Origin of the sequence: Pseudoalteromonas luteoviolacea, assembly GCF_021654285.1 — a bacterium.
Lineage (GTDB): Bacteria > Pseudomonadota > Gammaproteobacteria > Enterobacterales > Alteromonadaceae > Pseudoalteromonas > Pseudoalteromonas luteoviolacea_J.
The window spans coordinates 75,229-99,964 of the sequence record NZ_JAKFZS010000003.1 but is presented as its reverse complement, the minus strand read 5'-3'; the positions used below and the strand labels follow the sequence as shown (position 1 = coordinate 99,964).

At 44.0% G+C, this 24,736-nt stretch carries 30 protein-coding genes and 1 tRNA gene; 24 read left to right on the top strand and 7 right to left on the bottom strand.

Annotated elements, in window-relative coordinates:
- The first annotated feature begins 276 nt into the window (after positions 1-276).
- The 14 genes from L1077_RS03335 (at position 277) to L1077_RS03270 (ending at position 9,979) form a co-directional block, all read left to right on the top strand.
- Positions 277-1,539, top strand: coding sequence for an AAA family ATPase (locus tag L1077_RS03335; protein ID WP_237135591.1), 1,263 nt, complete (start codon positions 277-279; stop codon positions 1,537-1,539).
- Between the two features lie 111 nt (positions 1,540-1,650).
- Positions 1,651-2,868, top strand: coding sequence for an AraC family transcriptional regulator (locus L1077_RS03330; protein WP_237135590.1), 1,218 nt, complete (start codon positions 1,651-1,653; stop codon positions 2,866-2,868).
- Between the two features lie 231 nt (positions 2,869-3,099).
- A complete protein-coding gene (locus L1077_RS03325) occupies positions 3,100-3,399 on the top strand; it encodes a RebB family R body protein (RefSeq protein WP_039607636.1) in 300 nt (99 codons plus the stop codon).
- 126 nt (positions 3,400-3,525) lie between these two features.
- Positions 3,526-3,792, top strand: a complete 267-nt coding sequence (locus L1077_RS03320) for a RebB family R body protein (RefSeq protein WP_010380819.1) — start codon at positions 3,526-3,528, stop codon at positions 3,790-3,792.
- A 71-nt stretch (positions 3,793-3,863) separates the two neighbouring features.
- A complete protein-coding gene (locus L1077_RS03315; protein WP_039607637.1) occupies positions 3,864-4,130 on the top strand; it encodes a RebB family R body protein in 267 nt (88 codons plus the stop codon).
- 77 nt (positions 4,131-4,207) lie between these two features.
- Complete coding sequence (locus L1077_RS03310) at positions 4,208-4,399, top strand: RebB family R body protein (RefSeq protein WP_237135589.1); 192 nt, start codon at positions 4,208-4,210, stop codon at positions 4,397-4,399.
- A gap of 14 nt (positions 4,400-4,413) precedes the next feature.
- Positions 4,414-4,749, top strand: a complete 336-nt coding sequence (locus L1077_RS03305) for a RebB family R body protein (RefSeq protein WP_237135588.1) — start codon at positions 4,414-4,416, stop codon at positions 4,747-4,749.
- Between the two features lie 41 nt (positions 4,750-4,790).
- Positions 4,791-5,150 carry a hypothetical protein gene (locus tag L1077_RS03300; RefSeq protein WP_039607640.1) on the top strand — a complete coding sequence of 120 codons (360 nt, stop codon included), beginning with the start codon at positions 4,791-4,793 and terminating at the stop codon, positions 5,148-5,150.
- A gap of 40 nt (positions 5,151-5,190) precedes the next feature.
- Positions 5,191-6,198 carry a hypothetical protein gene (locus L1077_RS03295; RefSeq protein ID WP_237135587.1) on the top strand — a complete coding sequence of 336 codons (1,008 nt, stop codon included), beginning with the start codon at positions 5,191-5,193 and terminating at the stop codon, positions 6,196-6,198.
- A 14-nt stretch (positions 6,199-6,212) separates the two neighbouring features.
- Positions 6,213-6,710, top strand: a complete 498-nt coding sequence (locus tag L1077_RS03290; RefSeq protein ID WP_237135586.1) for a hypothetical protein — start codon at positions 6,213-6,215, stop codon at positions 6,708-6,710.
- Positions 6,711-6,735: 25 nt separating this feature from the next.
- Positions 6,736-8,169 carry a hypothetical protein gene (locus L1077_RS03285; RefSeq protein WP_237135585.1) on the top strand — a complete coding sequence of 478 codons (1,434 nt, stop codon included), beginning with the start codon at positions 6,736-6,738 and terminating at the stop codon, positions 8,167-8,169.
- 27 nt (positions 8,170-8,196) lie between these two features.
- Positions 8,197-8,454, top strand: a complete 258-nt coding sequence (locus tag L1077_RS03280; protein WP_237135584.1) for a hypothetical protein — start codon at positions 8,197-8,199, stop codon at positions 8,452-8,454.
- A 176-nt stretch (positions 8,455-8,630) separates the two neighbouring features.
- The gene (locus L1077_RS03275) at positions 8,631-9,071 is read left to right on the top strand and encodes an eCIS core domain-containing protein (protein ID WP_237135583.1); all 441 of its coding nucleotides are present in this window, start codon (positions 8,631-8,633) and stop codon (positions 9,069-9,071) included.
- Positions 9,072-9,340: 269 nt separating this feature from the next.
- Positions 9,341-9,979 (top strand): hypothetical protein, encoded by a 639-nt coding sequence (locus L1077_RS03270; protein ID WP_237135582.1) that lies wholly within the window; start codon positions 9,341-9,343, stop codon positions 9,977-9,979.
- Between the two features lie 693 nt (positions 9,980-10,672).
- Here L1077_RS03270 and L1077_RS03265 read toward each other — a convergent pair.
- Positions 10,673-11,188, bottom strand: coding sequence for a hypothetical protein (locus L1077_RS03265; RefSeq protein ID WP_237135581.1), 516 nt, complete (start codon positions 11,186-11,188; stop codon positions 10,673-10,675).
- A 202-nt stretch (positions 11,189-11,390) separates the two neighbouring features.
- On the bottom strand, positions 11,391-11,909 hold the full coding sequence (locus L1077_RS03260; RefSeq protein ID WP_237135580.1) for a hypothetical protein: 519 nt from the start codon (positions 11,907-11,909) through the stop codon (positions 11,391-11,393).
- A gap of 354 nt (positions 11,910-12,263) precedes the next feature.
- Here L1077_RS03260 and L1077_RS03255 point away from each other — a divergent pair, with 354 nt between their 5' ends.
- The 9 genes from L1077_RS03255 (at position 12,264) to L1077_RS03215 (ending at position 20,336) form a co-directional block, all read left to right on the top strand.
- Positions 12,264-12,788: a hypothetical protein gene (locus L1077_RS03255; protein WP_237135579.1), complete on the top strand. Its 525-nt coding sequence runs from the start codon at positions 12,264-12,266 to the stop codon at positions 12,786-12,788.
- A 295-nt stretch (positions 12,789-13,083) separates the two neighbouring features.
- Positions 13,084-13,926 carry a glycosyl hydrolase family 18 protein gene (locus L1077_RS03250; RefSeq protein ID WP_237135578.1) on the top strand — a complete coding sequence of 281 codons (843 nt, stop codon included), beginning with the start codon at positions 13,084-13,086 and terminating at the stop codon, positions 13,924-13,926.
- A 217-nt stretch (positions 13,927-14,143) separates the two neighbouring features.
- Positions 14,144-14,884, top strand: coding sequence for a hypothetical protein (locus L1077_RS03245; RefSeq protein ID WP_231098079.1), 741 nt, complete (start codon positions 14,144-14,146; stop codon positions 14,882-14,884).
- Between the two features lie 64 nt (positions 14,885-14,948).
- Positions 14,949-15,341, top strand: a complete 393-nt coding sequence (locus L1077_RS03240) for a LysM peptidoglycan-binding domain-containing protein (RefSeq protein WP_237135577.1) — start codon at positions 14,949-14,951, stop codon at positions 15,339-15,341.
- A gap of 130 nt (positions 15,342-15,471) precedes the next feature.
- Positions 15,472-16,869: an ATP-binding protein gene (locus L1077_RS03235; protein ID WP_237135576.1), complete on the top strand. Its 1,398-nt coding sequence runs from the start codon at positions 15,472-15,474 to the stop codon at positions 16,867-16,869.
- 370 nt (positions 16,870-17,239) lie between these two features.
- Positions 17,240-17,512: a RebB family R body protein gene (locus L1077_RS03230; RefSeq protein WP_039607656.1), complete on the top strand. Its 273-nt coding sequence runs from the start codon at positions 17,240-17,242 to the stop codon at positions 17,510-17,512.
- Positions 17,513-17,570: 58 nt separating this feature from the next.
- A complete protein-coding gene (locus L1077_RS03225) occupies positions 17,571-18,587 on the top strand; it encodes a hypothetical protein (protein WP_237135575.1) in 1,017 nt (338 codons plus the stop codon).
- Positions 18,588-18,605: 18 nt separating this feature from the next.
- A complete protein-coding gene (locus L1077_RS03220; RefSeq protein WP_237135574.1) occupies positions 18,606-19,403 on the top strand; it encodes a hypothetical protein in 798 nt (265 codons plus the stop codon).
- 9 nt (positions 19,404-19,412) lie between these two features.
- Positions 19,413-20,336, top strand: coding sequence for a hypothetical protein (locus tag L1077_RS03215; protein ID WP_237135573.1), 924 nt, complete (start codon positions 19,413-19,415; stop codon positions 20,334-20,336).
- Positions 20,337-20,610: 274 nt separating this feature from the next.
- On the opposite strand, the gene L1077_RS03210 is transcribed toward L1077_RS03215, so the two are convergent.
- The gene (locus L1077_RS03210; RefSeq protein WP_237135572.1) at positions 20,611-21,342 is read right to left on the bottom strand and encodes a hypothetical protein; all 732 of its coding nucleotides are present in this window, start codon (positions 21,340-21,342) and stop codon (positions 20,611-20,613) included.
- Positions 21,343-21,550: 208 nt separating this feature from the next.
- On the opposite strand from L1077_RS03210, the gene L1077_RS03205 reads away from it, so the two are divergent.
- Positions 21,551-21,949, top strand: coding sequence for a hypothetical protein (locus tag L1077_RS03205; RefSeq protein ID WP_237135571.1), 399 nt, complete (start codon positions 21,551-21,553; stop codon positions 21,947-21,949).
- Between the two features lie 85 nt (positions 21,950-22,034).
- Here the strand turns inward: L1077_RS03205 and L1077_RS03200 are convergent.
- The 4 genes from L1077_RS03200 to aroQ all read right to left on the bottom strand — a co-directional run bounded on the left by L1077_RS03200 (position 22,035) and on the right by aroQ (position 24,603).
- A tRNA-Ile gene (locus tag L1077_RS03200) sits at positions 22,035-22,111 on the bottom strand.
- Between the two features lie 188 nt (positions 22,112-22,299).
- Positions 22,300-23,640 carry an acetyl-CoA carboxylase biotin carboxylase subunit gene (accC, locus tag L1077_RS03195; protein WP_063361268.1) on the bottom strand — a complete coding sequence of 447 codons (1,341 nt, stop codon included), beginning with the start codon at positions 23,638-23,640 and terminating at the stop codon, positions 22,300-22,302.
- A 20-nt stretch (positions 23,641-23,660) separates the two neighbouring features.
- Complete coding sequence (gene accB / locus L1077_RS03190; RefSeq protein WP_237135570.1) at positions 23,661-24,122, bottom strand: acetyl-CoA carboxylase biotin carboxyl carrier protein; 462 nt, start codon at positions 24,120-24,122, stop codon at positions 23,661-23,663.
- A 19-nt stretch (positions 24,123-24,141) separates the two neighbouring features.
- A complete protein-coding gene (gene aroQ, locus L1077_RS03185) occupies positions 24,142-24,603 on the bottom strand; it encodes a type II 3-dehydroquinate dehydratase (RefSeq protein ID WP_063361266.1) in 462 nt (153 codons plus the stop codon).
- Between the last annotated feature and the right edge of the window lie 133 nt (positions 24,604-24,736).

Below are 24,736 nucleotides of genomic sequence, written 5' to 3'. Positions count from 1 at the left end.
GTAATAACGCGTAATACAAATACTGTTAACATATCTGCAAAATGGATTTTGTCGATTTAGCGAACAAAGCAAACAGTACTTTCAACCATTTATAATCATTATTTAAAGGAGTAACTATGAGTGTTTCTAGCAACGGCAGAGTTGCATTAAATAAGACAGTATTACGTTTACTGAGAAAAAAAAGCCCTTAGTCGAGAGCAGCTTGCTGAAGAGTGTGCAAGCCGGCGGTTACCTGTTTCAGTTTCTACAATCAAACGGGCTGAAGCTGGAAAGCAGGTGTTATGTCGCACCATCAAAAGCTTGGCCAGTTATTTTGAGGTCAGTATTGATACTTTACTTCAAGATACTGATACACCACCTTGGATTTATAGCCACTTGATCAGAGATATGCCGCTCCCTTGCTTTGGCAGAGAGTGGGAGTTACAACAGTTCCACACGATTTTAAATCAAGCAGTTAAACATTCAGCGTTACAGACCATTTATCTGCAAGGAATGACAGGGGCTGGTAAAACCGCATTGTTGAACACCTTTGTAGCCCAGTTAAAGGCAGCAAATCAATCGAGTCTTTATTTTTTATGTCCAGCTCCCTCATTGAAAAACCAAGGTCGTTCAGCCATTGCCGGTTTAGTGCGCGCCTTGTTATCGATTAATGAAGAAACATCTCATGCTGCGATAGAGAGTAAGGTCTATACAGTTGCTACCGGGCCTTTGAGTATTTTGCGCTTATATCAGTGGTTGGGTCTTGCGTTAAATGAACATGAATCACAGGCACTGGACGTACTTTGTACGGTGCGTAAGCAACAGTTAGACGCGCAGTTGATACAGCAATTGTTACGCTATATTGCCCATAAAGGCATCGTAAACATGGTCATTGATGATGCGCACAATTTAACTGCTAAGGAACTGTACTTTGTCAGTCAATTTGCTCAAAGTGACTGCCCACAACCTATGCTACTCATTATTTCGGCTCAGCAAAAAAGGTTTTTTGTACAACCACCAAGCTGGCTTACCCGCGCCCATTCCATTGCAGTGAAACCACTGGATAAGCAGTCCATGCACCAGCTTGCGAATTACATCCTTAGAAGCCAAGGTGTGTTAGTTGCAAGTCAGCAAAGACGGGTCATCGCTGCGATTGAGCGCGCTGAAGGCAACCCTTCTTTTTTAAAACAATTACTCTGTGATGACTATACAGCAACAGAAGTCCCTGACACATTGCAATTACTGGCTCTAAGTAGCCTCAATAATATGCCTTGTGACGTTGCCAATACGTTGAAGTTTGCCGCCAGTCTTGGTCAGTATTTTGATACCCAGCAGTTACAGTCATTTAATGAATACCATGAAATTCGGGCCCCATTGTGTGTGTTGCATAAAATGCTTTGCAGTGGACTGATCAGGCAAAATGAGGATCGCTTTAGCTTTGTGCACCCTTTGATCCAAGAAGCGCTCAAAAGCCTGGTGCATGAAACAGAGTTTAGTTGGTATATCTCTGGCTCGTTTGATCATATTCAGGGCAAGACTGAGCAAGTGACCCGCATATGACCCAATATTAGGGAGCGTAAAAAAATATCTTTTCCTTGACCACACGGCATGCCATTCAGTACGCGGTTGAATGCGCATGTTTTCTGTACTTTGAGAAAACAAGGAAAAACCATGTCTACAGTTTTAAAATTAACACCCGCCGTACAACCTTGGATTGGTACGAGTGATGCATTGTTTAAATTAAATCAGCAGATAAACCAACTTACCCATTGTAACTTGCCTGTTCACATCATTGGCGAGCCAGGCAGTGGAAAGCATCTCGCTGCGTGTCATCTGCACAATTTAGGGAAAGCCAGCTCTGAGTCATTGATTGTCTCGAATGTCGCCAATTGGGGTGAGCAGTGTGCAGCGGCTCAGCTAGAACAGCTCATTGCACAAACACAAAATGGCTCACTTTATCTGAAAAACATAGATATGCTCAGTTCAGCGCAAGCGGAATCAGTTAAAGACTACTGGCTCAATTTATCAACAGAGTATCCCGCTTTACGACTGATCACGTCTACCACATGTGAAAAGCAAGCTGAGGCATTAGGACAAAGTCAGCAGCATTCATTTTTGAGTTGGTTACATTATCATTGTCTTGAGCTCTCGGTTCCTTCTTTGCACGAACGCAAAGAAGACATCGACGCATTGGTTAAGCATTATCGGGGGACTTGTCAGCACATTGCGAATTTACAGCTTCAACCTCAGGCATTAGAGATATTGAAAGCGTACAACTGGCCGCATAATGTGAAACAGCTGAAGCGTTGTTTAGATAAACTGTCTTTTTTGAGTAACCAGCAAGCGGTGTCTAGTCAGGCCTTGCTCAGCATTTTTCCTGCAATGCAAACTGAGGCCACGCCAAAGCCGATGGCAATGCATGTTTTAAAGCCCGTCGAGCCAAGCTTGACCGAAGAAGTGCAGTCGCTAATTCAATGTAATGATGAACATGACTTGCTTGTTGCAGAGCAAAGGGGAGAGGGCATAGCTGCCACACCGGCTGCGCCGCATCCTCATAAATCCCACCCGGCCCTTATTCGCGCCTTACAATTTGTCGATAAAAACTTTGAAAAGCCACTGAGTTTAAGTGAAGTGGCCAGCTATGCCTGTGTGAGTCCTTCACATTTGTCTTTTTTGTTTAAACGTTTTGTTGGTCAGTCATTTAAGCAAACCTTACTGCGTATTAGGATCAAAAGAGCGATGGTGTTGTTACGCGAAGACCCTTATAGCCAAGTTACTGAGGTTTGCGATGATGTCGGTTTTTCTGATTTGAGCTTTTTTGTAAGGAAATTTAAGTCGGTGGTTGGGGTGAGCCCCGGTGTATATCGCGATCAACGCACAAAACACTAACTTAGCATCAAGGTGCATGCTGATTTCACCGATAGATATCAGCATGCAGCGGTTTAGATATATTTACCAATTAGTCGCTTTATTATACCAACCATTTTAAGCAGTACTGCCAATTCTCACCTTGCTAGATTTCTTATACTGACCTCAGTGTTTAGGCGATGACGCAAAGATATATGCGCTGAACACCACATATGTTTTTTATTCCAAAACTCAAAGCAAATAGGTGAAATTATGGCATTTCCAACAGCAGTTAACGATCAAATTACTGATTCCGTCACACAAGCCAATGTAAAAGTGCTGGGCGATGCGCCCGCGATGTCCATGGGCAACCTGTTTCAGGCGACCTCTCAAGCGCTAGCAAACGCAGCACACAATGCAACATCTGCGCAGCAACAGTCAGCAATGACAGCGCAAGCGGCTACAACGATGGGCGTCACAACGCTGTACTCGATTGATACTGCAACAACAGGCATTGCAACCAAACGTATTCTTCAGCCACAAAAACAGCCAGTTGCTGGGTTAGGTAACTAAGGTGTTTTATGCGTGTTTGCTCTGGAAAGACCTTGAATCGATGAATGAGCAAATTTGACGCAAGCCCTAAAGTATTAAGCTGACAACAATTAGGCTGAATTTGTAAACAACCATAAGGACGACACGATGGCTTTTCCAACCGCAGTGAACAGTCAAATAACCGACTCAGTAACACAAGCCAATGTACAGGTGCTAGGCGATGCGCCGTCTATTGCTATGGGTAACCTGTTTCAGGCGACCTCACAGGCGCTGGCGAACGCAGCCCATAATGCAACTGCTGCACAGCAACAAGCAAATATTACCGCGCAAGCGGTAACCACAATGGGTGTAAATATTCTTTACTCCATTGACACTGCAACGACTGGGGTTGCGACCAGCAAAATTTTTGCGTAGCGGTCTCTACTCAGTCTTAAACAATCAGGCGATGACGCCTATTTATTAAAAACTTTAAAAGGAAAATAGTTATGGCATTTCCAACCGCTGTAAATAGTCAAATTACCGATTCAGTTTCACAAGTAAATACTAAAGTTCTGGGTGATGCGCCTGCTATCGCAACCGGTAACTTTATGATTGCAACCAGTCAGGCGCTGTCTAATGCGGCACACAATGCGACGTCTGGTCAGCAAAATAGCTCAGTCACAGCACAAGCTGCGCTTGTTCAAGGCGTAGATACGTTGCTTGGCATTAATACGGCCACGACAGCGGAAGGCATTTCAAAAGTTTTCCGTTAAGCCGGGTTGGGTACTGATACGCTGTATCAGTACCATTTTGGCCGGTTTTAATCCGTAATGAACACAGGAGAAACACCGTGCTTAATACGCTCAATGCACAAACCTTTTCATTGGCTGCTGCATCCACCTCTATGGGTCAATCCATTTCATTACTGATGGACAATGCAGTTCAAAATGAAGCGAGAAGTCAAGCTACATCCAGCGCGGCTGTTGCGCAGTGTTGTGCGCTGATGATTTCAGCGGGTGCAGCAGCCATTAAACAAGGATAAAAAAGGAAGTCTTTATGAGTACTGTAAATGACCAAATTACTGACTCGGTAAACGAAGTGAACACGCTATTGATGGGGTCTGCGCCTGCGCAATCCATAGGCATGCTCAATGTTGCCGCGACAGAAACCATCGGTATGTCCATGTTTAATGCCATTTCAACACAGCAAAATGCGCAAACATCGGCATCAGCAGCCGTGGCAGCAAGCTGTGCAAAAATGCTTCAACAATCATCGCCATTGCCAGAAAAAGCCCCGGCGCCTGATCCAAAGGTGGACGTAAGCCAAATAGAAGCGCTTGTGAAAGAGCTGCTGAAACAGCAAAGCGACCCTAAAGATAAATCGGAATCCTAGGGGCGCATAGAGCATAAGATTAATTAACTAAGGCACAGCATATGAATGAGTTAACAAATGTCGGGCCATCGACACAGACGTCACTGGATATAGTAAATAGTACCAGTTTGACTGGTGAGTTAAACAAGCTCTCTGGTGCCGGGAAAGCCTATCAATCTGTCTCGCAGTCGACGGCCATTGCAATCCAAGATGCCACAGACAACCTTAGAAATATCAACACCATGGCAACGACAGCTATGGGGGTTGCCATTTCTCAGATGTTGGCAACAGGTAAAGTCGATGATTATGCAGGCATTATCGAAGCGGCAAATAAAATGGTTGAAAATGGCACCAAAAACTTTGGCGAAGTAGGTAGCTCAGCAAGTAATTTGCTAGATAAGTTTCCAAGCGGTGGTAGCTAGATAAACGTCGGCAAATGACGCGTCGGCTAAAGAGGCAATTATGACAATCATAGTGAACAACAAAGAGATTGAGCAATTGGAGCAGTTTTCTGACAAAACACAGACCCTGATCCAATTTCTTAATCAAGGTGCGCACAGCACTGATGCACTTATACAACAAAGTGAAGTAATGACCTTCACTTCAGAAGCGCAGTTTATCGAGCAGCTTTACTTGGGGCTGATGAATTCAACGCTGCTCTATTTACATCAGATCCCTTTGTCTGTTGATATCAAAAAGTTACTTGAACTTAGTACCAATGATCTCAGAGACTTGGCGACATTCAGTAATCGGGATTCTGAAACAGATAAGGCGAGATTGGCGAATATACTGGCTAAATATCGTCTGGTGGACAGTGCTATTTTAAATAAAATTGCGCTGTTTTATCGACGCTATAACCTGAATTACCATGCTTTAGGGTGGGGCGCATCGTTTCATGACCAACTCACGCTGTATAGTATTATCTGTTATTGCGAACAGGCGTATGATCTGTCTAATCAAACAGTGCATCCCGCTTGTCAGTGGGCAACTGAAAAAGCCCAAAACTTAAGTGAATTTGCACGTTATTTTTGTCTCTATTTGGCTTGGAAAAATGCGAAACAAGGTGGGCAAAGCACACCGGATCACCTTGTTGAAACACTCGCCCCTGTCGTAAACAATACTTTAGATTCTCCAGTGGTCACCTTTGAGCTGCAAGCCGTTGATCTTCACAATGCCATAAAACAGTGGCATGAGGGAGGAAACAATCTCGGCTTCAGTAGTTTTAGCGCGGGGTTACTCAATATTGTGCTTAATATCGACCTTCAGACTAACGACCTAGTTAAAGCCGCTAATGACTATATTAGTGGGCTGCAAACCACGTTGACCAATGCGTTGGCGAGTGACAGTTATATCTGTCAGGCTGGGTTATGTCGTCATTATTTATTCAATTTACATCACAGCGAAGCCTTATTGAACGTGGATGGTCAGGGCTGTTTGAGTTTGTTTAACCACTGGCCAATTGCCGCCTAAAGTAGGGAGTTATCATGGATCCAGCACAACAAAAAAAAGCGGCATGTCAGGCGCTGTCGCAGGCCGTTATGCCGTCGCAGTTAAACTCGATTTTGTCAGACATAGACACCATGTTGGCCACGGCTAGACAGACCATAGATCAGTCATTGCAGCAATCATCACAACTTGTTGATCAATCGCGTCAACACCTCGCACGTATCAATCAAGTACTGGAGAGTGATGCACCTTCAGGTACGTTATCCGAGGAAAGCGCCGACAATGACGCCACATTGGGCGCGTTTAGCCGTTATCAGGACGCCCAACTTGAGGCGCAAGCACATCATCTTGAAGAGCAAAACGCCCATATGAAACAAGTTTTTACCGAGCAAGAAATGGCAGCACAAAAAAGTGCTCAAGCCGCACAGCAGGCGATGGAAGAGACACTGAAAAACATGGAGCAACAGCTAATCCAGCAAAATCAGGACTTTCAAAATGAGGCCATGCAGCGCGGTGCTGAACAGCCCAGTGCATAGCCTTGAATCATAGGAGCCATACGTCATGATCAAAATAGACTTCAAGCCTGTTGATTGGCTGCCGGATGAAAAAGTGAAAACAGCCGCGGCAACTCGGCAAATGCAGGAGTTGGTTGCGCGTTTGGCTGATGCACCTAAATATCACACGCTGACAACGGAAGATCGCAACCAGTTAATTGCAGAAGGGTATGCGCCCGATTTAGTCGACAACTTGGTATTAATTACGCAAAGAGCCGATGATTTGCCTGATGATACGATAAATACTGGCTTTAATTACGCGGCTTTTGATACGGCATTATTTTCTGCTGAGCACCTTAAAGCCCACTTACAAGGCTTAACTCAGGGCTGTTGTGCCTATTGCGAAAGTTATTTATTGGCGAGTAATGCGGGAAAAGTAGGGCATTTCAGACCTGTAGAATTACTTGAAAAAAGCACCTCATTGCAGCAAAACCAGAGTATTAGCTGCTCACCTTATTATGCACTGGCCTATCAGCAAGAAAATCTAGTGTATGTCTGTGATGGATGCAATGATAAGCACAAAGGTGGTCAATTTCCGCTGATTGGTCAACGATTTCCTCTGATCCGTGTGGAACAAGAGCAGTCGTTGCTGGTCAATCCATACTCGGATGACCCTCGCCAGTATATTCGTTTTGACCCTATAACAGCGCGTGCTTATCCATTTGATTTATTGTGTGCCTATTTGATGGAGACAGATGAGCTCAGCTTCACTGAGGCTGAGACAAAGATCTGGTCCTCCCCTGACTTGCTTGGTTATGCGCCTGGGTTCGAAAACTTACCCGGCTTTTCACTTTGGCTTGAGTCCCTCAGCGAGAAGAAAATCGCTCAGCTTGGCAAAGGCTATACCAGTATTGAGGTACTTGGTTTAAACCGCCCCGAACTTGTGGTTGCGCGGCTCAATACTTTGGGCCAATTACACCTAGCCTACGGGCAATTTAAACAGGGGAAACAGGGTGAATTTGACCTGTTTATAGATGCATTACCGACTTTACAATACAGAAGTATGTGTATTGATGTCTTACAGTCATTGCATCATCAGCACAGCACATCGCCTGTATCAGCGAGTTCAGAAAAAGCGCCGCCTTCTCGTGAGGTATCACCGCATGTGGCTGCCAAAGGAGATGCTTTTGCGAATTGGTTTAAGGCGTCATTGCGCTACTGCGTAGAAGAGTCGCAGTTAATGGAAACGCAGCGACGCAATCTTGTCTTTTTGTCTGCAAGAGATAAGCTTTACGGACAAAAGGCCAAAGAGAAGTGCATTTTTTTGCCACTGGATTGGCAACGAGACCAGCATAAACTGATTAAAGTACGTTCTCATCGTAATATTTGGGAGACCTCGTTATCTGAACTTGCCAGTTCTCGGCCAATGGAGCTACTGAACCTGTTTACCCATAACCAGATCTGGGCTGAAGGCCCATTCGACGCACTTCACAGTGCCTAATTTTGTCATTAGTAAGGAAGAACCATCATGACCAGTACATCCGAACAAGAAATTTTAAACGCAGAGCAACAAGCCACAGATGCGGTGGCTCAATCTGACATCAACACCGCAGCACAGTCTACTGGGTATGCGACATCTACACCTTTTGAAGCAGAAAGAGTCGCTAGGGATGCGGTTGTTGCGGCAGATCAAGCCGTCTATAACCAAGCTTGTAATCCCCCGTCAAGCCCGACCCCAGATCAGGCAGAGCAAATAGCAACACAGGCCGTTGCTGATACCGAATAAACAGAAACTCCCTACCATCTAATACCCGACCTGTTCGGGTATTTTTATGTCAAATTAGAGCCAAATAATCGGTATGTATATTCCATAACTAATACCAACGAGACCCGACTTTATACCAATCACTCACATCACAGTCAGCCTATAGTAAAACCATCACACAAAGATGGAATAACAGCATGGGCTTTAATCAACTTGTGACCAAACCTAGCCGCAGTGCCCAGCCTCAACAACCGAGGTTGGTACAGCGCAGAGGCGCATCTGCATCAGATAAACGGATACAGTCGCAAAGCCGTTCCTTGCCGCCCAGACTCAGACGCGGTATGGAAAAACTCACCGGTGTGAATCTGGCCAATGTGCGGGTGCACTATAACTCGCCTAAACCAGCGCTGGTGCAGGCGCATGCGTATGCGCAGGGCAAGGACATTTATTTATCACCAGGGCAAGAGAAACATCTCCCCCATGAGTTGGGGCATATTGCTCAGCAAGCGCTTGGGATGGTAAAGCCCACCACAGAGGTCAATGGTGTGGCGGTCAATGACGACCCAAAACTGGAGCAGCAAGCGACGGATTGGGGTGAGAAGGCGGTTCGTTTAGGTGGGACAGTGCGTAAGGCCTGACCCCATCGTTCACTGGATATATATAAGCGAGTATAGCGTAAAAGTTTAACATCGCAGTTGAGCGCGAGGTTGAGGCAATAAAGGGAAGGTCGATCATCTCAATTTAAGTCATGCTCAGCAAAGGCTGAAGTGCCTCAAAAACCATTATTAAAGGGTTATTGAGGCATAAATAGTGCACTGGCAGGAGAGGTAAAAGCTGTAAGGCCTTTATGGTGTGGGTGATGTGATCTTGTGTCGACCTCAACTATTTAATATTAAAGGTTAATTATATGTACGTGATTATAGGTAAACAAAAAAATGTCAGCACACTGGGTGGTAGTGCTAATGTGAAACACGCGTTTAAACATCAGTGTGGAGCGCAGCTCATGATGAATGCTGAACAATTGAAGATTGCGCAGAATAATGCTGAACAATTTAAGATTGCGAAGAATGAAGAGAAGGAAGGTTTTGTTAAAAAGAGAGGGAATACACAACAGGTAAATGAACATGGCCTGACTCCGAAAAAAGATATAACTAAATCCCATAAAAAAGATCTAGAGATACTGCTAGCTAGGCTAATTGAGGAAGATTTGGACGCCAAAGGTAGTAAGGTTGGAGGAGATAACGGGAAAAAAGTTAATACCAAGTTGATTGGTGCCAGACTAGACATACAAAGTATTGGGAATTTGCAATTTCAAGTTGAGGGAGGATCTTGCGCGAAGGTGACTTATGAGGAAGGCGCGGATTTCGAAAGCATAAAAGAAGGGCTACGAATATCACTTAATAACAGCGCACCTGTGCATGTATCTGCACCCAAAGAGATGGTGAAGACAGAAAATAAATATCAAAAAAACAAACAACGTCAGAGGAAGAAAGGAGAGTTTGATACAAAAGAAAATCAAGAAGAGACTAAGAGTGACAATGATTAATATAAACAATGGGTATGCTAAGAAAGCTGGAATAAACTAGGTTAAGCCTTGTATCGTAAGCATTCTAAAGTAAAGTATAGTTATGGGTTGTTAACCATCTTTTAAGCGACGAAACATGAGCGACCATTGTGAATGGAATTCCTAAGCTACCTTTATTGGGGAAGGTGGCTTTGTGAAGCTTTTCACTCTTTTTGGTATGTATGCGTACGCTATAAATGTTGTCTGATGACCAATCATTACCACGCAATCATAGGTAATTAAATCAATCCGCTTGGCTGGCGACAGATGCCCTGTTACTCATGATTGCCAAGCGTTGTCAGTCTGTCATTGTAAAGAACCATTGAATTTATAGCGTAAGGTAAAGGTGTCGACATCTGACAACATTTTAAAGAAAAATCAGTTTTTTATGGGGAATAATGAAGCAGTAAAGAATGAGCACAGAAGCACCAAAAAAACGCAACACAAGATGCTGATACCGCATTGAACGAAGTACCCAAAAACAAAAGCGACTTGTGGTGCTGCCCATTGACGGGCATAAAGATAGATGCGACAAAAAATGGGTTATGGCTGTTGCTGATTTAGTGGTCTACAGCATGAGTGACATCGCCAACGCATTTGTGGGGCACTACGCCACCGTCAGCCGCGCAGTTGCACAGTGCAAGGTCGTCCCCGTTGCGCTCTGATCTCTTTGGACTAATTAAAACGTGCCAATGTGCCATCGATTAATTTGAGACAGTCGTCTATCTCCCCGACCATCCAGCGGCCAAATTTTCCGCCAGGTTTGACATTGTGTAAGCCTCGATTGGTATACCACTGGAGTAGCTCAGCCTGTTTAGGCCTGCCGTCATACCCAGAGGACTCTGCGATTAAACGCACGATATCACATCCAGCTGCCTTGCCGAGTTCCATGACGTGTTTCATCAACTTCACCCCAGCGCCTTTTGTCTGCTTGTCAGATACAAGGTCGGTGATCTCCAGTATTTTTGCGCCTTGATAATTAAATATCTTATATTTTAGTTTTCCTTCTTTGACACACAAATCCTTTCCATCTCTGGTGATCTGGCGCGATAATGTCTTGGCATATTTGTCGTATTTATGCGCAGATTTTTGAAGTAGGCCTTTTATTTTGGGGGCGCTTGTTTGCTGCGTAACATGCCCTATGATGAGTCGATGATTATGCTGTTTATCACGTTTTATCTGTGCGTACATATCACATACCTTATTGAGTCAAAGCGGTAACTCATTTAACCTGTATCTGTTAGCAAATATGCTTGGGCTCATGGAGGTTTTTATGTTGGCAAACGACACAAACCAATGTAACGCGGTCAGCTAACAACACATCAATTTATAGATAAAGAGGCCTGTTTAAAGTCGATATGGTCCTAATAGGCCCCGATTATCGTCAGATATCTTAGTCGACATCCAATGGAATATGGGAATGCGCTCTAGCAAACTGACCATTGGCTGGAGCCCAGTTTCTCGGCGCAAAATAATTCACATGATCAACGGGGTGAACGCTGACCAAGGGTTCTGATAAAAGCCATTGATTGCCATTTCGTATGCGCACAACCCAGCCTGCGCCACCAACGTGGCCTACTTGAGCGCCTGCATCAGCTTCATGCCCGTGAACATGCCAATCCCCCCATTCAAATTTAAAGCCTCTTTGTGTTCTTGGCTCAATTTCAAATGTATTTTGCAATCCTGCGGGGATCACCGCCATTAACTGGTTTGCATTGATGCGGCCATGATGCAGTAAATTTTGAAAATCTGCTCTGGTGGGATTTGCCGCCCCGGTTGGCACCCATTGGTCTAAACCAAACAAATCAGCCAGCCTTTGAATAGGCTTACTTGTGGTATTTTGCTTTTTGCTCGAAGAATATATCACCGAATTTACTGTATTTTTTTTGGATTTATCTGCTTGTGCATACATATCTCAACCCTTTATTACGTAGCCTTTGATGGTCGTTATAGGTGTTGTGGTACGTCCCCAAAAGTAGCTGATACGTACTCACCTATACTCATAGCGGCTTTTTAATGTGCAAAGTATTGAAGCCGTTCGAGCTGTAATTTAGAGAAGTTTGAGCGGTTTATCTTGGTAGAAACGGGCATTTTTTAGTGATTTCTGCGGCTTAAACTATTCAGAAAGTGTGTTTTTGATTGTTTAACCTCTTTGCCAATGGCCTCTCAAAGCGATCCATAAACATAAAAAATACCAAGCGCCGCGTAAAGTTACTGATTAAGTTACTCATAACTCAACCTGCTAAACAACTGAATAGGATAAGTTATGGATACGCTACATTCCTCACCCAATAACAATGACGCTGAGCAAACAGATTTGGTCCATTCGGAACAACACGAGGCAGCGATTGCGCTTCCACCTGAAAAGGGGCCACTTCAGGGGGCGGCGAGTCTTGATATTTTCACCACGCAAAAAACCACGGCACTGGCCTTCATTGCCAAGTTATTGGCTTTTTTCCCTGGGTTTACGAACCCGCAACGGGATGACGTGATCATCGCAAATCGTATTTTAAACTTTGGGTTGGATGAGTTGAAAACGTCCGATCTGCCCATTGCCAAAGACGCCATGGACTCAGCCCGAAGCTTTTACAGCAAATATGCGAGCTTGCTTGGGCTTGCCGTTGGCGGTGCAATCAGCGCAGGCGTTGAGTGGTTGCAACATACTTACCCAGAGTATCAGGCGATCCGCGCGGCACATGTTGGTAGCGGCGTGATCGCCAGCTGGGTAGTCCACAATATTATGGGCGAGTATGAAAGGCGCATACATCAGCTCAAAGAGCATCTGAATTAACTCAGGTGCTGACCTGTTTGATACCAAAGTCTCTCATCTCATTAAGGGGAGTCTATTTAAGTGAGTACTTGCCACTGTGTAATTTCTTTGTAATACAAAATACCTGCGGACTGAGCTAGTTTTTCAAACAGATGAGGTTTACCCCGAATGATGATTGAAAATTCTCTCAACCCTAAGGGGAGGCATTTTATCGTCAGCATGCTGAGCATCGTGACTTTTGCCAAGTCAGACAATGCTGGTGCCGCTAAGCTGATAACGTAATCTCACTTCAGTTAAATAGATATAAGGAGCTATCATGTCTAAAACCATTACCTACTATAACTCGGGTGCAATCCCACTGATTAATGCCAGCGAACTGCCATATGATGTGGTGAATCTGGCATTTCTATCTTCATCGTCTGACAGCCCGTTCAATTTAGTTTTAAGTGGTGCCATTGCCGCAACGGCGTCTAGTTTAACAAGTAGCACTACTGAGGCCATAAAAGCAATGCAACAAAAGGGGCAAAAAGTGCTGATCTCATTTGGTGGCGGTACGATGACTTCTGATGCTTATCGTGCGTTATCAGCGGACACAGCAAAATTGGCAGACTCTTTAGCAAGCTTTGTGAAAAATAACCATTTAGATGGTGTCGATATAGATTATGAAGACACCGCCGCGTTCACCGGTCAAGCGGGGTATGACGGCGCACAATTTTTGGTTTCTTTGACTCAGGAGCTCAGAAAACGCCTTCCGAGCCCCGATTATGTGATTTCTCATGCGCCTCAACCTCCGTATTTAGAGCAGGGGGGATACATGGCAGGGTATGTTGAAGTGGTAGAGCAGGTTGGACAAGACATTGACTGGTTAAATGTGCAGTTTTACAACAACCCACCTTGGAGTGCCAATCCGGACCAAATTGTGAGCTCATACTTGAATTATACAAAGCTACCTAACCTGTCTCCAGAGAAGGTTATTGCTGGCTTTCCTGTCACGCAGAACGATGCGGGTTCGGGGTATATGCCAGTGCAAACACTCATTAATGAAGTGATTAAACCTATCCAAGCACACTCAAGTCTTGGTGGCATGATGAACTGGCAGTTCTCAAGTGACCCAGGTGGCGTCTGGATCACCGAAATTGCACAAGCGCTAGATAGCTAGATCAACATGTGAGGGGGTTGGTACAGGCCGCCTTTGGCGGTCTGTTTTGCTATAGGTATCAAGGCGGGTTAAGGAAAGATAAATTAACGTAAAAAATACCAATCTAAACCCCACTTTTACCAAGTTGGTAAAACCCACCTCTTTTATAGTTAATTCAACCAATTCATGTGTTTGGTTTTTCACCTTCAAATTTATGACACTTAAATAGAGAGAGTTTATGATGGGTAATACATCCCCTTTAGGTTCAAAAGATAACCCAGGCTATGTAAAAGTAACTAATACACCAGAATTACAGCTAGCTTATGCAGAGGTTGCACACCCTCATGCAAAAGGGATTATCTACAATGGCACAATGAAGCCAAGCATTGCAAACAAGTACAAAAGTGAAGGTTATAGCTTTTGTATGCGAAGCCTTAATACCTCAACTGGTTCATCTACCTCAGGTTCTGAAAATACGGAACTGTGCACGATACCGTTGACGGCACAAGAAACGAATCGAATCACAGGTGCAAGTGATAAACATGGCTATGGGCTGGCCTTAATGCCATTCTATATACTTAATGTGTCAAACATTGTTGATCCGACAAGTACTGGCTCAAAAAATGATGGCTCAACAAGTGCACCAGCTGAGAATACGCCGGTATATATCGCCGCAAAGGTGATCGACATGGTGAGTGAAGCCGCAATTCCGATAGGGACTACTGTTTGGTTACAGTTGCAAAATACTGGTGATGGTACAAATTTATCTCTAGTCCAGCAAATTGAACAGCAGATCTTTCAATCCGGTTACTCAGTGGGGATCTTGGGTGACGAAGTTCAGCAACAGCAGCAAACTAACGGTCGCGTTTTGGAGTCTACTTATACGCCGTTTGAGCAATCTGGTAGTGGTACCCAAATACGCACGATCGCCATTGGTGACAATACAGGCTCATACCCCATTTACTGGGCGATTCAATAATCTTTCCCGTCTTATATGAGCAGGCAAGCGATATCTGACCTGCTCTTAACTTAGGTCATTCTCTATGCGTACTGTACTTAAATATACCATTCAGCCCGGTGATTCATTGGCTTTAATTAGCATCTCCTTGCGTGCTTGTGCAGGGGTCACTCCCATCGATATAGAGCACGCGAATCCTGCACTCTTATCGCAGGAAATCATAAGTGGTGCCCTTATCAAAGTACCTTATTTTAAAGCCAGTGGTTACCTAAATTATGAAGTGATCAATGGAGATACACTGGAATCGATCTGTGAGGGACTGGTCAATGCAGCCGGCGTCACCGTGATGGACATCATTGAGCACAACCCCCATGCTCATCTCAATCAACTCACGGCTGGTCAGGTTTTATTGGTGCCTTTTGTGCCTCGAGTTGGCTATATGACAGCGCAGCGCTCCGCCCTTGCTCCATCCGAGTAACGCTTGCGTTTTCATTAAAATTACCAAAAAGTTCCTCATAGTTACCACCTAGCATAGACACGCATCAGGCTACACTCTCAGGGTAAACCCGCTGATAAAAGTCACCCATTATGACTATGAGGAAAAAGCCATGTGGCAATCTGCAAGCAAAGACGCTATACCTTCACCATCTGACGCTATCTTGAATGCCTATGATCTGGAGCGCGAATGCCGCTGGTTAGACAAGGTCATTCAATATCGAGTGTCACATTACTTCGGTACACCGAAAGACCCTGAGTTGCGCGTCTCAGAGGCGCCAGAGTTGTTACCCATGCCCGCGCCGCCATCATTACAAACCAGTGACTCTCCATTTGCGACTTTCCTCACTGCAAACCATGCCACGGTGACCGAACGATTACTCATCATGCTTGCTTTGGCCCCGATTGTGCGTCCCACTCTGTTTGATGTTTTTCTTTCTATTAACGAGCAGACGAATCGGCCATTTACAGAGTTTGGTATGCGAGAGCACCAAGGGGCGGTGCTTGCAACTGGCGCAACAGCGGCTTTCATAGAGGATGAAAATCAGCTGGTGACTCAATTTAAGGTGCTGGAAAAGCTAACAAGGAGTGCCTTGCTGAGCCAAATGCTCGACATGGATACTGAGTCATCAGCGCAGTCAAGTTTGCACACTCCGCTTGTACTGAAGCCTGAATTTGTGCAGATGTTCACAACTGCTGAACCTTATCACCCCGAAACCAGCAGCCATTTCCCTGCCAGCTTGGTTGACACCCAATTGGACTGGCGCGATTTAAAACTGCCAGATTCGACGCGTGAACAGCTCAATGACATTATCGAGGGGATCCGGTATGGACAGGCACTACGCACAGATTGGAAAATTGGCAGACAACTGAGAGCGGGCTATCGCGCGCTTTTTTATGGCCCGCCGGGCACCGGAAAAACCCTAACTGCCAGTGTGCTGGGTAAAGTGTTAGATAAAGCGGTCTATAAGGTAGATCTGTCTCTGATCACGTCCAAATATATTGGTGAAACAGAGAAAAATCTGGAGCAATTGTTTAGCTTGGCTGAACATCGAGACTGGGTGCTTTTTTTTGATGAAGCGGATGCCCTGTTTGGTAAGCGACTGCAAACCAGTTCTTCCAATGATCAGTTTGCCAACCAAAATGTTGCCTATTTACTGCAGCGTATAGAGCAGTTTAATGGCACTGTGATCTTGGCATCAAATTATAAAGACAATATAGATGATGCGTTTTTCCGTCGTTTTGAGTCCATTGTTGAGTTTCAACCGCCTCAATCTGCGCAGCGTTTGGAGATATGGCAAAGTGGCTTGTGTGGTCATTCTCAGCTGTCCTCTGAAGTCTGTTTAACCAGACTGTCTGATGAATATCCGCTCAGTGGTGCTGAGATCATAAATGTATTGCGGTTTGTGTCTTTACGCTTGCTAGCTCAAAACCGCAGTGAAATTCAGCTGTGTGATATTCGAGAGGGAATAGCCAGACTGTCAGAACACCGCACTCAGCTCAGATGGTAGTTGGACGTGATAAAAACTTACTTGAGCAATAGAATCGTAACTTTTACCAAGTTGGTAAAAGTACCTAGCGTTATAGTTAAAAGCGCCAACTCAAGTTGGAAATGTCAATCTAGTTGCTAGCCCTGTTACACGCAATATATGGAGCCCGTAGCAGGGCTATTTAGACACGCACAAAAAGCACGCAAGCGGGATTGGTGAAAATAGTCACTTAGGTATTAAAAGCCATTGTTTACTGTTAAAAACGCCTGTGAAAAAGCCATTTAATATACCATTCAATCAATCGGTTAAACCAAAACAATCGGTCCAGAACACGCTAAATTATTCCTTACTTTCTAACCATAAACAGTAATTAACCATTAAGGAATAAATCATGGCATTTCCAACTTCAGTCAATGACCAAATCACAGACTCAGTCACGCAAGCGAATGTAAAAGTGCTTGGTGACGCCCCCGCAATGTCGATGGGTAACTTGTTTCAGGCGACTTCACAGGCATTGGCTAATGCAGCGCATAATGCGACAACGGCTCAACAACAAATGGCTGTTACAGCACAAGCTGCCACAACCATGGGCGTGACTACGTTGTATTCAATTGACACGGCAACAACGGGCGTTGCAACTAAAACAATACTAGCAAGTAGCTAACTTTCCATTGGAAGTGCTGTGCTCCATCAGCACTTCTCACACGCTATGAGAAACCATTATGAGCGAACAAAATAATGATGGCGCGTCAATGGATCCTACACTTGCAAACACTGAGCAATCAGAGGATATCCAAGCGTCTTCGCAAAACGAGTCATTGGTAACCCTAGAGGCAATGGCATTATCAGATCAGCAACCTGAGCTGAATATAGAGCAGGAGCAGACGGCGCCGTTACAGTTGCAACCCAATGAAGTCTCACCGCCTATTCAGCGCAATGCCCATGACTATATTTATGCATTGGGTCAGCTGAACATTGTATTTCCAAATGAAGGCATTAAGCGGCAATTTTTGAGTGTGGCCATGGATCTTGGTGTCAATGAGAAAGCCTACTATGAAGTGTTTACCAATAAGGCTTTACCAGTCACTAACCCTGCCCGTGATAAATATTTGTATCTTGCAGAGCAAGTAGACTGGGTATTGCATATCGACCAACAACCTCGCTATGTATTGATGCCAACAACGCCCGTTGAATTACAACAACTCATTGCGGCTCTTAAACCCCCTTCAGATACGCTCGAACCGATTTATACATGTGTGATTGGCCATGTTAGCGCTGCTCAAAATGATTTAGCGTTACCTGAGGTGATCTGTCAGCAGGTATATCATCATACGCTGACTGACTTGCACAATACGATACAACAAATTTCGAGTGCTGAAACCAACGCTATTCAGGATGTGATCAGAGAGTTGGAATTAAAGCCAAACCTTGGCCGCAATGATTATGATCGGGCTAAAAACTTTGTGGCCTTTCGCTATCCTGACATCTATGTGCAAACCCATAAGATGCTGACAGGTTCGAATGCGATACCTAATGCCTCGTTGCTCCGTATTGCGTTTACCCACTTTGACCCACAATCTGAGCATCAACTGGTGGATATTACATTGACTTATAAAGAAAATGCGTCACCACGGCATCACTATTATTTTCTGCGTGTCGATGTCAGTGGGTTATATCCTTTTATCAATACAGAGATACAGCCATTCATGCCGCTTCAGACAATGATTGCTTCTGGCTAATGCAAAGGAAAAAGTACAATGAACACACCAGACAATGTCTGCGCGCCAGCCCCTGTGCAGCGTGCTTCTAATCAAGCCAACGGCGAACTGGTATATGCCATTGGCAAAATACAGCCGAGCTTTCCGACACTGAATCTCGAAAAACAATACGAGGCTGCCGCATTATCAATAAAGGCCAACCCAGATGAATTTTACAAGGTATTTAGTTATCAGGTGACGACAGATAACCAACCGGATCTCACCTATCGGCCCTTTTTATATTTGGCGCAGCAGGCAACTTGGGTACTGACAATTAACCTCGTCGATTCTTACGTCCTGATACCTGATACGCCCACACAGCTTGATGCGTTGATTGATACTACTAATCATCTACAAGACGACTACGTGATGAATGGCAGGTTGGTTGGCTTTGATATGCCAAATAGCAGGGCGGATTACATGCTGCCTATGGTGAAGGTCAAGCACCTGATCAATACCGCAGACATTAGTATTCCGGTGCTGGCCGATGGTCAACCCGCTAATCGTCAGTTGGCATTGCCTACGTTGAAGCCAACCACAGGCTTAAGTGGGCAAGACAGAGCGGGTAATTATTTTAAGAGTCACTTTTATCAGATTGTCGTGGGCAGTGATCAACAGCTTTTACCCGAGGATGTGCTGGCAATACATGTGCAAGTGCAAGATTCGGAGCCGACTCGCCAAGTTTACGAATTTATTTTGAGTAGTTCGGATCGCAGTCGCTATGCCTGCAATATAGATGTGACCAATCAGTATCCTTTTGTTTCATCCCGATTAGCACCATTTGCTAAAAGTAATTAGGAGGCGACCATGACGCTACCAATGCCAGTTCAGCCTAACAAACCGGTACATCAGTCAGATACCGCTCAGCGCATGATCGCTGAAGAAATTGACATTAATTATAGTGGGGCAATGAGTCGATATGTTTATGCTGTGGGGTACATCAATGCCAAGTTTCCATCACTGAACTTAGAGAAAGAACTGTATCAAAACAGCCTCATGGATAAGCATGGTACGCCTTTGCCCATGCTCAAAAACATCAATGACGACATTGCGCTGCAACGACTCAACCGCAACACTCAGCTATATCAGACCGTGTTTAAAGGCTTAAACGTCAGCACCAATCGTTATATTGCACGCAGTATGGAGTGGATATTTGACAACCGCTACAATGAACAGTTGTATACGCTTGTCATCTCAACCGAAGCGCTGCTCACACAATGTATTTCCGCGCTGGGGCGTGCCCAAAATAATGAGGTAGGGCAGGTTGTCATTGTCGGTGAAATATTGGCGCAAGGTGATGTGTTAGTACATACCATCGTGCCTGTCAGTGCGCTGCCATTTAGTGACGTTATTCACAGTGAAAGCCATAATAATGCCCAGTTTAAAAGTCTGGTTACCGAGATCACATCATTGGACACCTTTGCCGGTGATACCGATGCCACGCGCGCATTGAACTATGCCCTTTATAACAACGCAGCCATTTACCAAAACTCTTATCACCTGTGTTATCAAAGCCGTTCAGATGGTCCAAACCCTAATGGCTATCAATTGGTTAAGGTGGACGTGAATATGAATCAAAGTGGCGATAGGCTGGTGGCGGATGTGATCTTTGCTTACCAAGGGATCAACACCGGCGCGATGCAATTTTGGCGAAGCCGAGTTGACGTCACAGGGGAGTACCCTTTTATCGTTGAAGCTTGGCAGCAATACTTACCCAATAACTTGGAGTGATATGTATCGTGTTTTCACATTACTGCATTATTGAATTACCCAAAATTGAACACTGAAGTTGCGGCTTGCAATGACAAGGATAGTCTGCCACGAATTTTTAAACTAAGAATAGCCAGGTGCCAGAAGAAACAACTTTAAAGAAACTTATAAACCAATTGAGCTAAAAGCGGAACAGACGACTTTGGGAGAAATACTCGGTAAAGGCGACTATTTAATTAGCGTGGATAAATATGATCACAAGTTTTAACCAAACCTACGCTAACTCGATACAAGTCTAACACTTTGGAGTTCTTTCTATGGATAGTAACTCTTTATGGGGGTCGTCTTTTAATAAATCGATAATACAGGGGGTAATTTTATGTATTTTATCAATACCAAGGATCAGATACTTATACTTAAACAAATAAAACTTAACGGGATAACTATTGTCAGAATGGCTTTCTAGTTTATTCAATTCTATAAGAGCAAAGCCCAACATTTCGAAAAGTTCATGTAATCGCATTACATCTTTTGATTTTGTATTGATCCCCTCTTTATAAGTATTACTAACACTATTATTCCTACCATATGCCATAAGCATTTCTTTCAGAGAGCATTTGTGTGTTTTCTTATTATTAGGACCTCCAACATCATATACAAAATTTAATTCTATTCTGGACTTTATTTCTTGCTCAGCAAGCTTTAAAAAATATCTAATACTCTCAACTTTCATTAAGTTAGTATTATGTTTTAAAGATTGTTCATTGGCTGCATTTGAAGCTTTTAATTCGTTCCTCAACTCTTGTAATTCGATCTTTTGAATCTTTACGGAGTATTTTAGCCAAACAAGTGCACAAAATGCGATTAAAGGGTTCAATACTCCACCAAAAAAGTCACCGAGGGCTCCCCAGTCTGCACTGCTATCAGATATTGGTTGATCAAAAAAGTTGAAAGAATAAGTCAAGACAGCCAATAAAGGTGCTATAACGCAGAGTACTAAAGAATATTTTGCGAGTTTGTCACTCATAAATAAATCCATTTTATGTAGGCCTATCTGATTTCATCATAGCGGAAAGATTGTAGTTTTAAACTATTAGAACTCAAAATATTTGCTAGCAGAATCATATAATTTATGTGTTTTTTTATTCTATACTTTTCTATGTTGTAACACTGAAAGATCTAAGTAGCGCTGTCGAGGTTGTATAAGTTTCACTGTAACTAAAGAGAGCTAAATTATGGAATGGACAAAAATAGTACTTGCTATTGCCGCAATTGTTTCATGTGTCTCATCCGCAATATCTGCAAATTTTGCATATAGAGCTATAAAAGAGAATAAAAAGAACGTGTTTCTCAAAGATAAAAATGGAGTAGCGTTAGCTGTTCGAGAGCTAACTCTCAATTTTAATCAACAATGGGATGAATTTAAGATATCAGGTTTTTCTGGTATACAGACGAAAATCTTTAACTCAAAGTATTTTATGGATGAAAAAATATACGGAGATTTGATCGCTGTGTTAAACCGGCTTCATAGGTATGAGTATAGAGAATACAGGCCGGAGGAGAAAAGCAAAGAAGCAGAAGAGATAAGTTCAAAATTAAAGGATTTACAGTGCAAAATTAGGCTGGATCAATGAAGTTCGTTTAGTTCTTTAAATTACAGAAAGATAATTGACGCTTTAAATTGAAAATTAAAGGTTGACAGTTGCGGTATTTTAAAAATGGTGGCCCCACCTGGACTCGAACCAGGGACCTACCGATTATGAGTCGGGTGCTCTAACCAACTGAGCTATAGGGCCATTTTCAGCGATTGTGTGAAAACAATCTTTTGAAGCGCTGGCAGTATATGAACTTTTTCGCCGCTTGTCACTAGCTAAAGTGGAAAAATATAACTTATCTTGTTCAATTGATTAATAAAAAAGCAAAAAAGTGCTGTGTTGAAAAACAAAAAAGCCGGTGTAAACCGGCTTTTTTACGAAAACATCTATTACAGACCGAGTTTCTTCTCTAGATAGTGGATGTTTGTACCACCATTTTGGAAGTTTTCGTCTGCTAAGATCTTCTTGTGTAACGGTGTATTTGTTTTGATACCGTCAATCACAAGTTCGTTTAATGCATTGCGAGCACGGGCGATTGCAACGTCACGGTTTTCACCATAAGTGATTAATTTACCGATCATTGAATCGTAGTGCGGTGGTACTGTGTAGTCAGCGTAAATGTGGCTGTCCCAACGAATACCTAGGCCACCTGCAGGGTGGAAACGCGTGATTTTACCTGGAGACGGAATGAACGACTCTGGATCTTCAGCGTTAATACGACACTCGATAGCGTGACCTTTGATCACAACGTCATCTTGTGTGATTGATAGAGGCTGACCAGCAGCAATTTTTAGCTGCTCTTTGATTAGGTCAACGCCTGTAACCATTTCAGTTACTGGGTGCTCTACCTGAATACGTGTATTCATTTCGATGAAGTAGAATTCGCCATTCTCGTATAGGAATTCGAATGTACCTGCACCGCGATAACCGATTTCGATACATGCACGTGTACAACGGTCACCGATGAACTTACGCATTTCTGCTGTGATACCTGGTGCTGGCGCTTCTTCCACTACTTTTTGGTGACGACGCTGCATTGAACAGTCACGCTCACCAAGGTGAATTGCATTGCCTTGACCGTCAGCAAGTACCTGTACTTCGATGTGACGTGGGTTTTCTAGGAATTTTTCCATGTAAACCATGCCGTTGCCGAAGAACTGCTGTGCTTCAGTTTGCGTCAGTGCTATTGAGTCTAGTAACTCTTCTTCTGAGCGAACAACACGCATACCACGACCACCGCCGCCGCCTGCAGCTTTGATGATAACTGGGTAACCGATGCGCTTAGCGATTTGCACGTTGCGCTCGTTGTCTTCTGTCAGTGGGCCGTCAGAACCTGGTACACACGGTACGCCAGCTTTACGCATTGCTTCGATTGCAGAAACTTTATCACCCATTAGACGAATTGTGTCGCCCTTTGGACCGATAAAGATAAAGCCGCTTTGCTCAACTTGGTCAGCAAAGTCAGCATTTTCTGATAAGAAACCGTATCCTGGGTGGATAGCAACAGCGTCTGTTACTTCTGCCGCAGCGATAATGCGAGGAATATCTAGGTAACTCTCAGACGCAGCTGGTTTACCGATACAAATTGTTTCGTCTGCAAGTAGAACGTGTTTAAGGTCACGGTCAGCAGTTGAGTGCACTGCAACCGTTTTAATCCCAAGCTCCTTGCAGGCACGCAATACGCGAAGTGCAATTTCACCTCGGTTTGCAATGACTACTTTATCTAACATAGTGTTTGCCTTCTTGGGAATTATTCGATGATGAACAGTGGCTGATCAAATTCTACTGGCTCGCCGTTTTCAACTAGGATAGCTTTAACAGTACCTGCCTTGTCAGATTCGATCTGGTTCATCATCTTCATCGCTTCAACGATGCAAAGCGTGTCGCCAACGTTTACTTTTGTACCAACTTCAACGTATGCCGCAGCGGTTGGAGAAGACGCAGAGTAGAAAGTACCAACCATTGGAGACTTAACTTGATGACCCGCAGGTGTTGCTGCTTCTGCTGGCGCGTCAGCTGCTGGCGCCGCCGCAGGTGCTGCTACTGGTGCCGCTGCAGGTGCTGGTACTGCGAATTGCTGAGGCTGAGCCATAATCGGTGCACTGCTGTGACGGTTAATACGTACTGATTCTTCACCTTCGGTGATCTCTAGCTCTGCAATACCTGATTCTTCTACTAGTTCGATTAGTTTTTTAATCTTGCGAATATCCATAACTTGGCCCGCCTGTTAGTTAATTTGAGTTATCTTGTTTGCGCAACTGGTCAATCGCTGCCATTAATGCAGCTTGATAGCCAATTGCACCTAATCCACATATGACGCCTTTCGCTACATCCGAGAAGTAGGAGGTATGTCGAAACGGCTCACGTGCGTGCACATTTGAAATATGCACTTCATAAAATGGGACGCTGATACTGAGCAACGCATCGCGCATGGCGATACTGGTATGTGTGAAAGCCGCTGGATTGATAATAATACAATCCACTTTGCCATAATGGTCATGGATGGTATTGATAAGCTCTGCTTCACTGTTGCTCTGAAAATGAGTCAGCACCACATTGTGTTGTTCTGCGCACTTTGTCAGTGACTGCATTATCTCAGCTAAGGTCTGTGTGCCATATTTGTCTGGCTCGCGACGGCCCAACATGTTCAAATTTGGACCATTAAGTACTAAAACCTTAAAATTTGCTGACATAATGCGTGAAATTCCTTTAAATGGGAAATAACGAGACTTTTTGTCTCTTGCTGTGTCTAACTTAAGCGCTTGCGCGGTAAATAGCAAATATTTCTCACGTTCGTGAACTATTATAGAGTGTTCGAGGTAAATA